This window comes from Streptomyces beihaiensis (genome assembly GCF_026274175.1).
GTDB lineage: Bacteria > Actinomycetota > Actinomycetes > Streptomycetales > Streptomycetaceae > Streptomyces > Streptomyces beihaiensis.
In genome coordinates this window covers 1-13,179 of the sequence record NZ_JAPHNL010000078.1, presented here as the reverse complement: position 1 = coordinate 13,179, position 13,179 = coordinate 1, and the positions used below count along the sequence as shown (strand labels likewise).

11 protein-coding genes are annotated in these 13,179 nt (G+C 73.6%); 4 read left to right on the top strand and 7 right to left on the bottom strand.

What is annotated here, in order from left to right:
- A partial coding sequence (gene glgX / locus OFY01_RS09370; protein ID WP_266598188.1) for a glycogen debranching protein GlgX occupies positions 1–2,187 on the top strand: 2,187 nt, incomplete at its 5' end.
- On the opposite strand, the gene OFY01_RS09365 is transcribed toward glgX, so the two are convergent.
- The 5 genes from OFY01_RS09365 to OFY01_RS09345 all read right to left on the bottom strand — a co-directional run bounded on the left by OFY01_RS09365 (position 2,177) and on the right by OFY01_RS09345 (position 6,452).
- The gene (locus OFY01_RS09365; protein WP_266598186.1) at positions 2,177–2,617 is read right to left on the bottom strand and encodes a VOC family protein; all 441 of its coding nucleotides are present in this window, start codon (positions 2,615–2,617) and stop codon (positions 2,177–2,179) included. The genes glgX and OFY01_RS09365 overlap by 11 nt on opposite strands.
- A gap of 67 nt (positions 2,618–2,684) precedes the next feature.
- Positions 2,685–3,329: a response regulator gene (locus OFY01_RS09360; protein WP_266598184.1), complete on the bottom strand. Its 645-nt coding sequence runs from the start codon at positions 3,327–3,329 to the stop codon at positions 2,685–2,687.
- A complete protein-coding gene (locus tag OFY01_RS09355) occupies positions 3,319–4,668 on the bottom strand; it encodes a sensor histidine kinase (protein ID WP_266598182.1) in 1,350 nt (449 codons plus the stop codon). The genes OFY01_RS09360 and OFY01_RS09355 overlap by 11 nt, the downstream gene beginning before the upstream one ends.
- Positions 4,669–4,716: 48 nt before the next feature.
- Positions 4,717–5,532 carry an ABC transporter permease gene (locus OFY01_RS09350; RefSeq protein ID WP_266598180.1) on the bottom strand — a complete coding sequence of 272 codons (816 nt, stop codon included), beginning with the start codon at positions 5,530–5,532 and terminating at the stop codon, positions 4,717–4,719.
- On the bottom strand, positions 5,529–6,452 hold the full coding sequence (locus OFY01_RS09345) for an ABC transporter ATP-binding protein (protein WP_266598178.1): 924 nt from the start codon (positions 6,450–6,452) through the stop codon (positions 5,529–5,531). The genes OFY01_RS09350 and OFY01_RS09345 overlap by 4 nt, the downstream gene beginning before the upstream one ends.
- A gap of 156 nt (positions 6,453–6,608) precedes the next feature.
- Here OFY01_RS09345 and OFY01_RS09340 point away from each other — a divergent pair, with 156 nt between their 5' ends.
- Together OFY01_RS09340 and OFY01_RS09335 are read left to right on the top strand one after the other, a co-directional pair.
- Positions 6,609–8,417: an ABC transporter ATP-binding protein gene (locus OFY01_RS09340; RefSeq protein ID WP_266598176.1), complete on the top strand. Its 1,809-nt coding sequence runs from the start codon at positions 6,609–6,611 to the stop codon at positions 8,415–8,417.
- Positions 8,414–10,315: an ABC transporter ATP-binding protein gene (locus tag OFY01_RS09335; protein ID WP_266598174.1), complete on the top strand. Its 1,902-nt coding sequence runs from the start codon at positions 8,414–8,416 to the stop codon at positions 10,313–10,315. The genes OFY01_RS09340 and OFY01_RS09335 overlap by 4 nt, the downstream gene beginning before the upstream one ends.
- Before the next feature lie 199 nt (positions 10,316–10,514).
- Here OFY01_RS09335 and OFY01_RS09330 read toward each other — a convergent pair whose 3' ends face one another.
- On the bottom strand, positions 10,515–11,219 hold the full coding sequence (locus OFY01_RS09330) for an NAD(P)-dependent oxidoreductase (RefSeq protein ID WP_266598172.1): 705 nt from the start codon (positions 11,217–11,219) through the stop codon (positions 10,515–10,517).
- Between the two features lie 241 nt (positions 11,220–11,460).
- Here OFY01_RS09330 and OFY01_RS09325 point away from each other — a divergent pair, with 241 nt between their 5' ends.
- Positions 11,461–11,676 (top strand): hypothetical protein, encoded by a 216-nt coding sequence (locus tag OFY01_RS09325; RefSeq protein WP_266598170.1) that lies wholly within the window; start codon positions 11,461–11,463, stop codon positions 11,674–11,676.
- Here OFY01_RS09325 and sigJ read toward each other — a convergent pair.
- The gene (gene sigJ, locus OFY01_RS09320) at positions 11,630–12,670 is read right to left on the bottom strand and encodes an RNA polymerase sigma factor SigJ (RefSeq protein ID WP_266598168.1); all 1,041 of its coding nucleotides are present in this window, start codon (positions 12,668–12,670) and stop codon (positions 11,630–11,632) included. The two genes, OFY01_RS09325 and sigJ, sit on opposite strands and share 47 nt — an antisense overlap.
- Positions 12,671–13,179: the final 509 nt, after the last annotated feature.

Genomic DNA, 13,179 nt, shown 5'->3' with positions numbered 1-13,179 from the left:
CTCCGGCCGGGCTCGCCCAACCCGCTGGGCGCCCGGTACCGGGTCGGGCCCGACGGCGAGGCCGGCACCAACTTCGCGCTGTGGGCGGGCGGCGCCGAGGCGGTGGAGTTGTGCCTGTTCGACACGGAGGGGCGGGAACGGCGGGCCCGGCTGACCGAGTTGACGCACGAGATCTGGCACGGGTTCGTGCCGGGGGTGCGGCCGGGCCAGCGGTACGGGTTCCGGGTGCACGGCCGCTGGGACCCGTGGACCGGCGCCCGGTGGAACCCGGCCAAGCTGCTCCTCGACCCGTACGCCCGCGCGGTGGACGCGGGCGACGGCAACGACTACGGCGCGCTGCCGCCCCAGGTCTACGGCCACGTACGCGACTGGCCGGACCAGCGGGTCGCCGACACGGTGCGCGACGACCGGGACTCGGCGCCGTACGTCCCCAAGGCGGTGGTCGTGCACGACGACGCGCCCGGCGACGCCTGGACGGACGACCGGCGGCCGAAGACGCCCTGGGCGGACTCCGTCATCTACGAACTGCACGTACGGGGATTCACCCGGCGGCACCCCCGGATTCCGGAGCGGCTGCGGGGGACCTACGCCGGGCTGGCCCACCCGGCCGCCGTCGAGCACCTGGTACGGCTCGGCGTGACGGCGGTCGAGCTGCTGCCGGTGCACCAGTTCGCGCACGAGGACCATCTGCTGCGGCGCGGCCTGCGCAACCACTGGGGGTACAACTCCGTCGGCTACTTCGCCCCGCACGCGGCGTACGCGGCGACCGGCACCGCCGGGCAGCAGGTCGGCGAGTTCAAGGCGATGGTGCGCGCACTGCACGACGCGGGCATCGAGGTGATCCTCGACGTCGTCTACAACCACACCGCCGAGGCGGGCGAGTTCGGCCCCACCCTCTCCCTCAAGGGCATCGACAACCGCGGCTACTACCGACTGGGCCCCGACGCCCGCCGCTACGCCGACTACACAGGCTGCGGCAACACCCTGCACGTCGTCCAGCCACAGGTGCTGCGCCTCATCACGGACTCGCTGCGCTACTGGGTCACGGAGATGGGCGTCGACGGCTTCCGCTTCGACCTCGCGGCGGCGCTCACCCGCTCCACGCACTCCGCGCCGGACGGGGACAGGCCGGACATGCTCTCCCCGTTCCTCGCGGTGATCGCCCAGGACCCGGTCCTGCGCCGCGTGAAACTGATCGCCGAACCGTGGGACGTCGGCTCGGGCGGCTACCAGGTCGGGGCCTTCCCGCCGCTGTGGACGGAGTGGAACGACCGCTACCGGGACGCCGTACGGGACTTCTGGCGCGGCGCGCTGCCGGACGTACGGGACCTGGGCTACCGGCTCTCCGGGTCGAGCGACCTCTACGGGTGGGGCGGTCGCCGCCCGTACGCCTCGGTCAACCACGTCACGGCGCACGACGGTTTCACGCTGCGCGACCTGGTGACGTACGAGCGCAAGCACAACGAGGCCAACGGCGAGGGCAATCGGGACGGCACCGACGACAACCGCTCCTGGAACTGCGGCGCCGAGGGCGAGACCGACGACCCGGACGTGCGTGCCCTGCGCCGACGGCAGCTGCGCAACCTGCTGACGACGCTGCTCCTGTCCACCGGCGTGCCGATGCTGGTCGCGGGGGACGAGTTCGGGCGCACGCAGGGCGGCAACAACAACGCCTACTGCCAGGACAACGAGGTCGGCTGGGTGGACTGGGGCCTGCTCGACGACCCGGTGTGGCGGGACCAGTTCGACCTCACCGCCCGCCTCGTCGCGCTGCGCCACGCCCATCCCGTGCTGCGTCGCCGCGCGTTCTTCTCCGGGAGCGCGCACGCGGCCGACGGTGACGGGCTGCGCGATGTGGCCTGGTTCACCGCGCGCGGCACCGAGATGACCGAGCACGACTGGTACGCGCCCGCCGCCACGCTGGGCATGTACCTCTCGGGCCGCGACATCCCCGGCCGTGACGCCCGCGGCGAGCCCGTGACCGACGACAGCTTCCTCGCGGTGCTGCACGCGGGGGCGGAGCCGGAGCCGTTCGTGCTGCCGGGGCCGCCGTGGGCGAGCGCGTACGAGGTGGTCGTGGACACCGGTGAGGAGCGTCAGGGCACGGCGCCCGGCACACCCCACGCGGCGGGCGCGGAGATCGTCGTGCCGGGGCGGACCGTGCTGCTGTTGAAGGTCAGGCCGTAGGCCGCGGCTCGCCCGGGTAGGTGCCGAACGACCACTTGTTGCCCTCGGGGTCCAGGATCGCGAAATCCCGGTTCCCGTAGGACTCGTCGGTGATCTCGCGCAGGATCTTCACGCCGGCGCCGACGAGCCGCTCGTACAGCGCGTCGACCTCGGCGGTGACGACGTACGCGCCGAACGTGCCCGGTGGCACGGACCAGGTGCCGGCCCCCGTCTCCGGCTTGTACGAGCCGAGCATGACGCCGCCGCCCTCGGGCCAGTCCAGCTGGGCGTGGGCGACACGGCCACCGTCCTCGTGGACGGCCGTGCGCAGGAAACCGACGGTGTCGACGAGGAAGTCGATCAGTGCGTGCGCGTCGTTCGCCTGGAGCGTGGGCCACACTGCGGGGGCGCGCGGGGTGCTGGATTCCGTGGTGCTGTCGTATCCGCTCATGTCCCCAGTATGCGAAGGCAGACCCCGCCCGCGCACGGCGAGATCCCCGCGCCCGCGTGCGCCCCGGCTACCCGAGGATCTTGCGGTCGTACGCCACCGCCACCGCCGCCGCGCGGTCCTTGACGCCCAACTTGCCGTAGACATGGGTGAGGTGCGTCTTGACCGTGGCCTCGCTGATGAACAGCTCGCGCGCGATCTCCTTGTTCGACGTGCCCCGGGCGACCAGCACGAGAACCTCGCGCTCGCGTGAGGAGAGCGTCTCGTCGGCCGGGGCGGCGGGCGTGCGTACCGCCGTGACGAGACGGGAGGCGACCGCGGGCGACAGGACCGTGCGGCCCTCGGCGGCGGCGCGGACGGCCGTGAACAGTTCCTCACGAGGGGCGTCCTTGAGGAGGTAGCCCGTGGCGCCCGCCTCGATCGCGGGGAGCGTGTCGGAGTCCGTGTCGTACGTCGTCAGGACGAGCACGCGCGCACGGGCACCGCGGCGGGCCAGCTCCCGGATGGCGTCGACCCCGCCGCCGCCCGGCATGCGCAGGTCCATCAGGACGACGTCCGGGTCGAGTTCGGCGACCCGGGTGACGGCCTCGACGCCGCTCGCGGCCTCGCCGAGGACCGTGAAGCCCCGCGCGGATTCGAACATGCCGCGCAGGCCGTCCCGTACGACGGGATGGTCGTCGACGATCAGCAGGGAGATGGTGGGCTCATCGGTCATGGCGGACCAACGGTACGCGAGCCGAGACCGCGGTGCCGCCGCCCGGCTCCGACTCGACCGTCACATCGCCCGCGACCCGCTCGGCGCGCGCCCGCATGCCGTCGAGGCCGAAGCCGCCGTTGCCGGAGCGGGCCGTGCGCGAGGAGCGCGAGGACACGGCGTACGGGTCGAAGCCGCGGCCGTCGTCGCGCACGTCGAGGGTCACCTCGCCCGCCATGAAGGAGAGCGTGACGCCGAGCCGGGTGGCGGCGGCGTGCCGGGCCGCGTTGGACAGCGCCTCCTCGGCGATGCGCAGCAGCGTCGCCTCGATCTCGTCGTGCAGCGGCTCCGCGGTGCCGGTGACCGTGAACTCGGCACGCACCCCGGTGCGGGCCGACCACTCGGCGACGGTCTTCTTCAGCGCGTCGGCCAGCGTCGCGTCGGCGAGCGCGGCGGGCGCCAGGTTGTGCACCGAGCGGCGGGCCTCGCCGAGGCTGTGCCGGGCCAGGTCGCTGGCGCGGTCGAGATGCTCGCGGGCCACCTGGAGGGTGGGCGCGCCCGCGACGACCTGGAGCTGGGCGATGATGCCGGTCAGCCCCTGCGCGATGGTGTCGTGGATCTCGGCGGCGAGCCGCCGCCGCTCGTCGGCGACGCCCGCCTCGCGTGCCTGGACGAGGAGTTGGGCGTGCAGGGCGGCGTTCTCGTCCATGGCGGCCTGGAGGGCCGCGTTGGTCTCGGCGAGATCCTGGATGGTGCGGGCCTGCTCGCGGGCGCGGGCGTCCTCCTGGGCCTGGAGGTGCCCGACGGCGATGACCAGGGTCATGTTGACGGCGATGAGCCCGCCGAAGACCGCCCAGCCGACCGCGCCGCGCGGCGGCCAGCCACCGGCCTGGGAACCGGCCATGACCACGGCCGACGCGAGCTGCCCGGCGCGCTGCAGGCGGCGCGGAAGCAGCCGGTCGGCGTCGAAGTAGCCGGTGGCGGCGAAGAACGCGTAGAACGGGTTGATCCAGGCGAGGCCGAACGACAGCGCCCAGCGGATCCAGTAGACGAGGACGCTCGCGACGGTCGGCCCCGGGCTGCGCCGTTCGGTCCTGGTCCACCACAGTTGCAGGACGAGCGCGGCGGCGGTGAGGCCGAGCAGTGCGTACAGGCCCCTGCGGTCCATGCCGATGACGTCGTACGTGGCGACGGAGAGCACGAAACCGATGCCGAGCAGCGCGTACGGCGCGTAACGGTGGAAGGTGCCGCGTCGGTCCTCCAGGGACGACGCGGCGTCCGCCGCGGCCCGGTCGACGGCGCCGGTGCTCGTGCCGGGGCCGGTACCTGAGCCGGTGGTGGGGCCGGTTCGCGTGGTCATGCCCTCAGTCTGCATCGCCGCGGCGGCGCTCATCGGATCACTCCCCCGTCATTCCCAGCGGAACCAGCGCGCCGCCGCGCCGGTCAGGACGACGGCCCACGCGGCCAGGACGCCCAGGTGCGACCAGGCGGGCCAGTCGCCCGCGGCGGCCTGCGAGAGGGCCTGCGCGGCGGCGCCGAACGGCGTGCACTGGACGATGTCGGCGAGCGTCGTCGGCATCGACTGCACCGGCAGCCACACCCCGGCGCAGAACATGCTGGGGAAGAAGACCGCCGAGCCGATCGCGTTGGCGATCTTCGAGGTGCGGGCGCGGGCGGAGACCAGCGCGCCGAGGGAGAGCGCGACGACGACCGTGAGGACCAGGGCCAGCAGGTAGCCGACGGCCTGGCGCGGCAGCGTCACGTCGAAGGCGAGCCGCCCCACGGCGAGCGAGATCAGCGCGGAGCAGAACGCGGCGGCGCCGTTGATGCCCATCTGGGCGCCGAGGAGCGCCGACGGCCGTACGGGGGTGGTGGACATGCGGCGCAGGATGCCGCGCTCCCGGTATCCGGCGAGGACCGGCGGCATCGCCTGCAGGCCCGCCACGATCATCGGGAGCAGCACGGTCACGGGGACGTACGCGTCGATGAGCCGCAGGCCGCCCAGGTCGGGGTCGGTGTCGCGGAAGGCCGGGACGGAACCGAGGATCGCGAGGAGCCCCGGCGGGAAGACGAGCACGCCGAACAGCGCGCCCGGCTCGCGGCGGAAGAGCCGGAACTCCGAGCGCAGGACGGCCGAGCGGGCGCGCGGACCCTGCGCGGCGCGCGCGCTGACGGCGGTGGGCGTGGTGTCGGTGGGTGTGGTGTCGGTGGTGGCGGTGCTCATGACTGACCGGCTCCCGTCAGGTCGAGGAAGGCGTCGTCCAAGGTGGCGTCGGATACGCGGAGTTGGTGGGCCGTGACGTGGTGCCGGGCGAGCAGGGTCAGGAGCGCGTCGACGGTCTCGTCGCCGCCGGTCAGCGTGATCCGGCCGTCGGCCCGGTGCTCGACGGAGGCAACGCCGGGCAGCTCGGCGAGTTCCCGCTCGTCGACGGGCCCGGACGGCACGAACGTCACGACGGTCGCCCCGGCGGCCCGGCTGATCAGCCCGGCCGGGGTGTCGAGCGCCGCGATCCGCCCCTGGTCGATCACGGCGATCCGGTCGCAGAGCCGCTGCGCCTCCTCCATGAAGTGCGTGACGAGCAGGACGGTCACGCCGCTGTCGCGCACGTCCTCGATGAGCTGCCAGGTGTCGCGGCGGGCGCGCGGGTCGAGCCCGGTGGTCAGCTCGTCGAGCACGACGACGCGCGGGTTCCCGACGAGCGCGAGCGCGATGAAGAGCCGCTGCTTCTGCCCGCCGCTGAGTTTGGCGAACCGGGTGCCGAGCTTGTCTTCCAGGCGCAGCCGTTCGGCGAGCGGCCGCCAGTCGAGCGGGTCCGGGTAGAACGCCGAGTACAGCTCAAGGGCCTCCTTGACGGTGAGCTTCGGCTGCACCTCGCTCTCCTGGAGCTGGGCGCCGAGCAGCCCGGTGAGGCGGGCGTGATCGCGTACGGGGTCGAGCCCGGCCACGCGGACCCGTCCCGCGTCGGGCTTCCTGAGCCCTTCGACGCACTCGACGGTGGTGGTCTTGCCGGCCCCGTTGGGCCCGAGGATCCCGAAGATCTCTCCTTCTGCCACGCCGAAGGAGACCTCGTCGACGACGGCCCGCCCGGCGTACGCCTTGCGCAGCCCGTCGACTTCGATGAGCGGTGCGGTGGTGGTGGTCATGGTTCAAGCGTGTCGGGCGGGCCCGGTCGCGGACATCGCCCGAGCCGCCAGAGCCGCCATCAGCCGATCGGTTGATGGGGGCTACGACCGGCGGTGCGAGCCCGCGGCGGCGAAACTCGGTGGGCGCTGTCAGTGGCGGACCGTAATCTCGGCGTAATGGACCGACCGAGCACCCCCGCGCAACCGTCAGCCACCCGGACCCTGCTGCGGCTGTGGCCCTACGTACGCCCTGTCCGTGTCCGCTGGACCGCGGCGGCGGTCACGGCGGTGGTCGCGTCGTGCCTCGGCCTGGTCTTCCCGCTGGTCCTGAAGTGGATCGTGGACGGCCCGGTGGCCGACCGGAACCCGAAGGGCGTCTGGCTCGGCGCGCTGGCCCTGCTCGGCCTCGGCGTCGCCGAGGCCCTCCTGTTCGGCTTCCGCCGCTGGCTGGTGGCCCGTCCCCTGGCGAGTGTGGAGGCGGCCCTGCGCGCCGACCTGTACCGGCATCTACAGCGACTGCCCGTGGCGTTCCACGACCGGTGGCCCTCCGGCCAGCTGCTGTCCCGGGGGACGACGGACCTGATGGTGGTCCGGATGTTCCTGGCCTTCCCGCTGACGTTCCTGATCGTCAACGGCGTGACGATCGTCGTCGGCCTGATCCTGCTGCTCTCGCAGGACTGGGGGCTCGGCCTGGTGCTGCTCGCCCCCGCGGTGCCGCTGATCGCGGTCTGCTACCGGTTCGAGGACGCGTACGCGCGGGTGTCACGCCGGGCGCAGGACCAGGTCGGCGATCTGACCACGGTCGTCGAGGAGTCGGTGCTCGGCATCCGGATCATCAAGGGTTTCGGCCGCCACCGCAGCCAGGCCCGCGCCTTCCGGGAGCTGTCGCACACCCTGCGCGGAACCGAGCTGACGAAGGCGCGGCTGCTCGCGGGCATCCTGGCGGTGATCACGCTGCTGCCGGAGGCGGCCCTGGGCGCGGCCCTGGTCGTCGGCACGGTGCGGGTGGCGGACGGCGCGCTGTCGGCGGGCACGCTGATCGCGTTCCTGTCGACGGCGCTGGCGCTGCGCTGGCCCATCGAGTCGATCGGGTTCCTGCTGGCGATGAGCCAGGAGGCGGCGACGGCGACCCGGCGGTACTTCGAGGTGATGGACGCGGAACCCGAGTCGACGGAGGTGGCGCGGGCGTCCGCGGTGGGCGGCGAGGGGCCCGGGGCCGGGGCCGGGGGCGGCGGGCTGCGGTTCGAGGGGGTGGAGTTCCGGTACCCGGACGCGCCCGCGGGGTCGGCGCCGACGCTGCACCGCGTGGACCTGCATGTACGCCCCGGCGAGACGATGGCGCTCGTCGGGGCGACCGGCAGCGGCAAGACCACGCTGACCGCGCTCGTGCCGCGCCTGTACGACGTGACGGCGGGGCGGATCACGCTGGACGGCCGGGACATCATGACGATGCCGCGCGACGAGCTGCGCGCGCTGGTGTCGATGGCGTTCGAGGAACCCACCCTGTTCTCCGCGTCGGTCGCCGAGAACGTGCTGATGGGCGCCGAGGGCGCCACTCCTGAGCAGGTCGCGCGGGCGCTCGACGTCGCGCGCGCCGACTTCGTCGACGGGCTGCCGGACGGCGTCGGCACGCAGGTGGGCGAGCAGGGCCTGAGCCTGTCCGGCGGGCAGCGGCAGCGGCTCGCGCTGGCCCGCTCGGTGGTGGGCGAGCCGCGCTTCCTGGTCCTGGACGACCCGCTGTCCGCGCTCGACGTGCACACGGAGGCGGCGGTGGAGGCGGCGCTGCGCCGGGTTCTCGCCGACAGCACCGCCCTGGTGGTGGCGCACCGGCCGTCGACGGTGCAGCTGGCCGACCGGGTGGCGCTGCTCTCCGAGGGGCGCATCGCGGCGGTGGGCACGCACCAGGAGCTGCTGCGGACCAACGCGGAGTACCGGTATCTGATGTCGGGCGGCACGGCGGCGCCCGGGGAGGCGGCGCGAGGATGACGACGACGGCGGACACACAACCGGGCCGTGGCGACGGCAGGAGCGGGGCGGGCGGTCCCGGCGGCACCGAGACGGAAACGGTCCGACAGCACGCGTCGGGCGACCCGTTCGACCGCGACGACCTGCCCACGGCCAAGGGCGCGACGAGCACCTTGCTGCGCTCCTTGCTCGCCCCGCACCGCCGCGAGCTCGCGCTCACCGTCCTCGCCCTGCTGTTGCAGCAGGCGGCGGTGCAGTCGGGCCCGCTGATCGTGGCGTACGCGATCGACAGCGCCGTACCGGCGCTGCGGACACACACGTACGGGCCGCTCGTCGCGGTGGGGATCGCGTTCCTGCTGGCGGCCTGCGGTTCCGCCGCCTTCCAGTACGCGTACGTGCACTACTCGGCCCGGGTCAGCCAGAACGCCCTGCTCGACCTGCGCGGCCGTATCTTCCGGCACGCGCAGGCGCTCAGCGTCGACTTCCACGACCGGTACACGTCGGGCCGGGTCATCTCGCGGTCCACGACGGACGTGGAGTCGTTGCGGGAGCTGCTCGGCGAAGGGTTGCAGGAGCTGGTCACGGTCGTCCTGGCCTCCGTGTACATCACGGCGACGCTGCTCTGGCTCGACCTGGAGATCGGTTCGGTCGCCGCCCTGTCGGCCGTGCCGCTGTATGTGCTGATCCGCTCCTACCGGCGGCGCGCGGCGCGCGCGTACGGGGAGCGCTCGACGGCGATCGCCGCGGTCGTCGTGAAGTTCGCGGAGACGCTGAACGGCATCCGCCCGGTCCGCGCGTTCCGCCGCGAGCGGGTCAACGACGCCGCGTTCGCGGCGCTCAACCACCGCCACGAGCGGGCCAACGGTTCGGCGCTGCTGGAGATGGCGCGGTATGTCGTCGGCTCCCGTCTGATCGCCAACACGGCGGTGGCCGGGATGGTGCTGTGGGGCGCGTACCGGGTGGCGGACGGGACCCTCGCGCTCGGGGTTCTCGCGGCGGCGGTGCTGTTCGTGCGGCGCCTGTACGACCCGATCGACCGGCTCGCGATGTTCCTGAACGCGTACGGGTCGGCGGCCGCGTCCCTGAAGAAGATCGCGGGGCTGCTCGGGCAGGTGCCGTCCGTGCCGGAGCCCGCGGCGCCGCGCCCGCTGCCCCGGGCGGAGGCCGGACGGCCGGGCCGCGCCGTTCAGTTCGCGGACGTGGCGTTCGGCTACCGCACGGGCGGTGAGGTGCTGCCGCGGTTCGACCTGACGCTGCCCGCCGGGCAGACGGTGGCGGTGGTCGGTACGACGGGCGCGGGCAAGTCGACCCTGGCCAAGCTGCTGGCGCGGTTCTACGACCCCACGCACGGCCGGGTCCTGCTCGACGGCGTCGACCTGCGCGACCTCGCCACCGCCGAGCTGCGCCGCGCCGTGGTGATGGTGACGCAGGAGGCGTTCCTGTTCTCCGGGACGGTCGCCGAGAACATCGCGATCGGCCGCCCTGACGCGACCCGCGCCGAGATCGAGCGGGCCGCGAAGGCGATCGGGGCGCACGACTTCATCGCCGCGCTGCCCGACGGCTACGACACGGACGTGCGCAAGCGCGGCGGTCGGATCTCGGCGGGCCAGCGGCAGTTGGTCGCGTTCGCGCGTGCGCTGCTCGCGGACCCGGCGGTGCTGATCCTCGACGAGGCGACCAGTTCGCTCGACATTCCGGGCGAGCGCGCGGTGCAGCGGGCGATGGACACGGTGCTGCGCGGACGCACGGCGGTGGTCATCGCGCACCGCCTGTCCACGGTCGAGATCGCCGACCGGGTCCTGGTGATGGAGCACGGCCGGGTGGTGGAGGACGGCCCGCCCGGCCGACTCGTCGCGGGCACGGGCACGTTCGCTCGGCTGCACAAGGCGTGGCGGGAGAGCGTGGTGGGCTCGGGCTGAACCAGGGGCCCGACGCGGGCGCCTGGGGCCGACCCCAGCGACCGGCCGACCCCTGCGGCCGCCCCCCCTACGACCTACGACCGGCCGATGCGACCGACCGCTGCCACCGACCGCTGCTGCCGGCCCCGCGACCGGCCCCGGCCGTCCCGGCGGGGCTTCGGCGGGTTGGGCCGCCCGGGCCACCGGCCGGGGCGCGCGCTCACTTCGTGCCGCGGCCGAACGCTTCCTTGCGGATGATGTCGAGGAGGCTCGGGACGCCCTCCACGGTGCGGACCTCGACGACCTCGCGTATGTCGCGCCCGTCGGTCACCTGGCGCAGCAGCGCGTTGGCGAGATCGGCGCGGGAGGTGAACCGTCCTGGCAGGCGCGGGCCCGCCGCCATCCGGTAGTCGCTGACGGTGTCCGTGTCGAAGAGACCTGCCGGGCGAAGGATCGTCCAGGCGCGGTCGCTGCCGCGCACGATCTCCTCGGCGCGCCGCATGTCCTCGTACACCGTGCGCCCGACGAAACGCACGATGAACGGCTCCAGGACCTTGCGGAAGAAGAACCCCTCGCCGGGCAGTTCGGCGCCGCCGACGGATGTGGAGGTCACGCAGGCGAGTCGGGAGACGCCGTGTTTGACCATCGCCTGCGTGATGTGCGTGGCACCGGTCGAGTACACGGTGACGGGGGCCCGGCCGAAGGGCACCCCGAGCGTCGAGATCACCGCGTCGTGGCCGGCCACCGCGGCCTCGACGGCGGCGGGGTCGTGGACGTCGGCGCCGACGATCTCGACGAGCGGGCCGTGCGGCGGAAAGCCGTCGGGCCTGCGGGTGACGGCGGTGACCGCGTGGCCCTCGGCCGTGGCCTGCGCCACGACCTGGCGTCCGGTGGGGCCGTTGGCCCCGAAGACGACGATGTTCATGTGCGTTCCCCTCTCGTGAGCGCTCTGTCGCTGTTCAAGAGGGGGTGGCGGCGCGGAGTGTGACATACGGGCGGGCGGCCCGAGCGGGCGGGGGGCGGCGCGGTCCCGGTTCCGGCCCGGCGGTTAGCATGCGGCGCACGGCTGCTGCCAGGGGGGCTCGGCCGGACACCTGGACTGGGGGTACGGGCAGGAGGCGCGCATCCGGGTCAGCGGGACGTGGGACGGCCGGAAGGTCGACACGGTGGGGAGCCTGCTGGCGCAGGGCGACGAGATCACCTTTCTCGCGCCTGCCATCGGCGCCGGAAAGGCCGCCGGAGAGGGCAACCGGGACTACGCGTGGCGGGTCTCTCTGCCGCAGAACACCGGTTTCACCGCCGCCCGTTCCACGTCCTCGGGGGTGGACCTCACGATCACCGGTCACCAGGTCGTGCTCGGTTCTTCGAGGTTCGAGGGGTGACCGGCCCCGGGCCCGGCCCGGGGTCCGGGGCAGCGTCCGCCGCGTCCGCCGTGTCCCCCGTGACATGCGTCAGTTTGTCGGGGTTGGTGACCGCGTAGACGCCCGCGACCTGGTCGCCGTCGGCGGTGAGGTCGACGACCATGACGGCGAACGGGGCGTCGTCGCTGAGCAGCACCGCCGACGGGTCGCCGTTGACCGTGCGGTAGCGGACGTCGATGCCGTCCGGCACCCGGTGGGCCACGGATCCGGCGATCGCGCGGGCCACCTTGTCGCGGCCGTGCAGCGGACGCAGCGCGGCACTGCGGCCCTTGCCCCCGCCGTCGGTCCACAGGGTGACGTCCGGCGCCAGGATCTCCATGAGCGCCTCCAGGTCACCGCCGAGCGCGGCGGCCAGGAACCGCTCGGTGGCCCGCCGCTGCAACCCCGAGTCGGCGCGGTAGCGCGGGCGTCGCGCCCGTACGTGCCCGCAGGCGCGACGGGCCAGTTGCCGTACCGCCGCCGGTGAGCGGTCGAGGATCTGGGCGATCTCGGTGTGGGGGTAGCCGAACACCTCGTGCAGCACGAAGACCGCCCGCTCCAGCGGGGTGAGGGTCTCCAGGACGACGAGCAGCGCCATCGACACCGACTCGGCGCGCAGCGCCGGTTCCGCCGGGTCGGCCGGCCGGTGCCGGGACCCGGTCGCGGGCGCGTCGGTGAGCAGCGGCTCGGGCAGCCAGGGCCCCACGTACGTCTCGCGGCGGCGGTGGATCTCCGCCCGCCGGGCCAGCGCGGCGTTGACGGCGATCCGGACGAGGTACCCGCGCGGGTTGGTGATCTCCTCGGCGGCCGTGTCCCCGCTGCGGGCGGCCCAGGACAGCCAGGTGTCCTGGAGGACGTCCTCGGTGTCGGCGACGCTGCCGAGCATGTTGTAGACGACGGAGAACAGCAGCTCCCGGTGGTCGGCGAAGACCTGTGTCGGGGCGTCCTGGGCGACGCCGTCCCGCTCTGCGGTCATGAGTCCTCCATGTTTCGCGGTCACTCCTCAGAGGGCGTCGCCGCCTGAAGTGTGACATCGCGGGTGCGCCGGATCCGGGACAGCGCACCGGACGCATACCGGACACGGCACTTCACCCACCGGACTGTTTCCGGTCAATCTCCCGACGCGGTCCTGACATGTACAGGTCTCAACTGTCACTCTTCCTCACAGCCGCCGCGCAGCCGGCCCACAGCTGACTCACAGGGTTGCCGCGCTCCGGCTTCTCCACCCGCACCGCTTGTACTGCGTTCTGCCGCTCTGCCCGGACGGTCACCCCCCGTCCAGGTCACCCAGGACCGCGCGACCGCGCGGCCACGCAGAAGGAGTCCAGCGTTGACCAAGACCTCAACCTCCCACAGACCCACCCCCCGCAAATCCACCCCCCGCAGATCCGCCACGGCGCTCGTGGCGGGCGGCGCCGTCGCCGCGCTCCTCGCGCTCGCCTTCCAGCCCGGCGCGGCCTCCGCGGCCGACTCGGCGGGCAGCGC

Excerpts from the sequence above, each read along its gene's own strand:
- OFY01_RS09365 (WP_266598186.1), bottom strand. The coding sequence starts at position 2,617 with ATGAGCGGATACGACAGCACCACGGAATCCAGCACCCCGCGCGCCCCC.
- OFY01_RS09360 (WP_266598184.1), bottom strand. The coding sequence starts at position 3,329 with ATGACCGATGAGCCCACCATCTCCCTGCTGATCGTCGACGACCATCCC.
- OFY01_RS09355 (WP_266598182.1), bottom strand. The coding sequence starts at position 4,668 with ATGACCACGCGAACCGGCCCCACCACCGGCTCAGGTACCGGCCCCGGC.
- OFY01_RS09350 (WP_266598180.1), bottom strand. The coding sequence starts at position 5,532 with ATGAGCACCGCCACCACCGACACCACACCCACCGACACCACGCCCACC.
- OFY01_RS09345 (WP_266598178.1), bottom strand. The coding sequence starts at position 6,452 with ATGACCACCACCACCGCACCGCTCATCGAAGTCGACGGGCTGCGCAAG.
- OFY01_RS09340 (WP_266598176.1), top strand. The coding sequence starts at position 6,609 with ATGGACCGACCGAGCACCCCCGCGCAACCGTCAGCCACCCGGACCCTG.
- OFY01_RS09335 (WP_266598174.1), top strand. The coding sequence starts at position 8,414 with ATGACGACGACGGCGGACACACAACCGGGCCGTGGCGACGGCAGGAGC.
- OFY01_RS09330 (WP_266598172.1), bottom strand. The coding sequence starts at position 11,219 with ATGAACATCGTCGTCTTCGGGGCCAACGGCCCCACCGGACGCCAGGTC.
- sigJ (WP_266598168.1), bottom strand. The coding sequence starts at position 12,670 with ATGACCGCAGAGCGGGACGGCGTCGCCCAGGACGCCCCGACACAGGTC.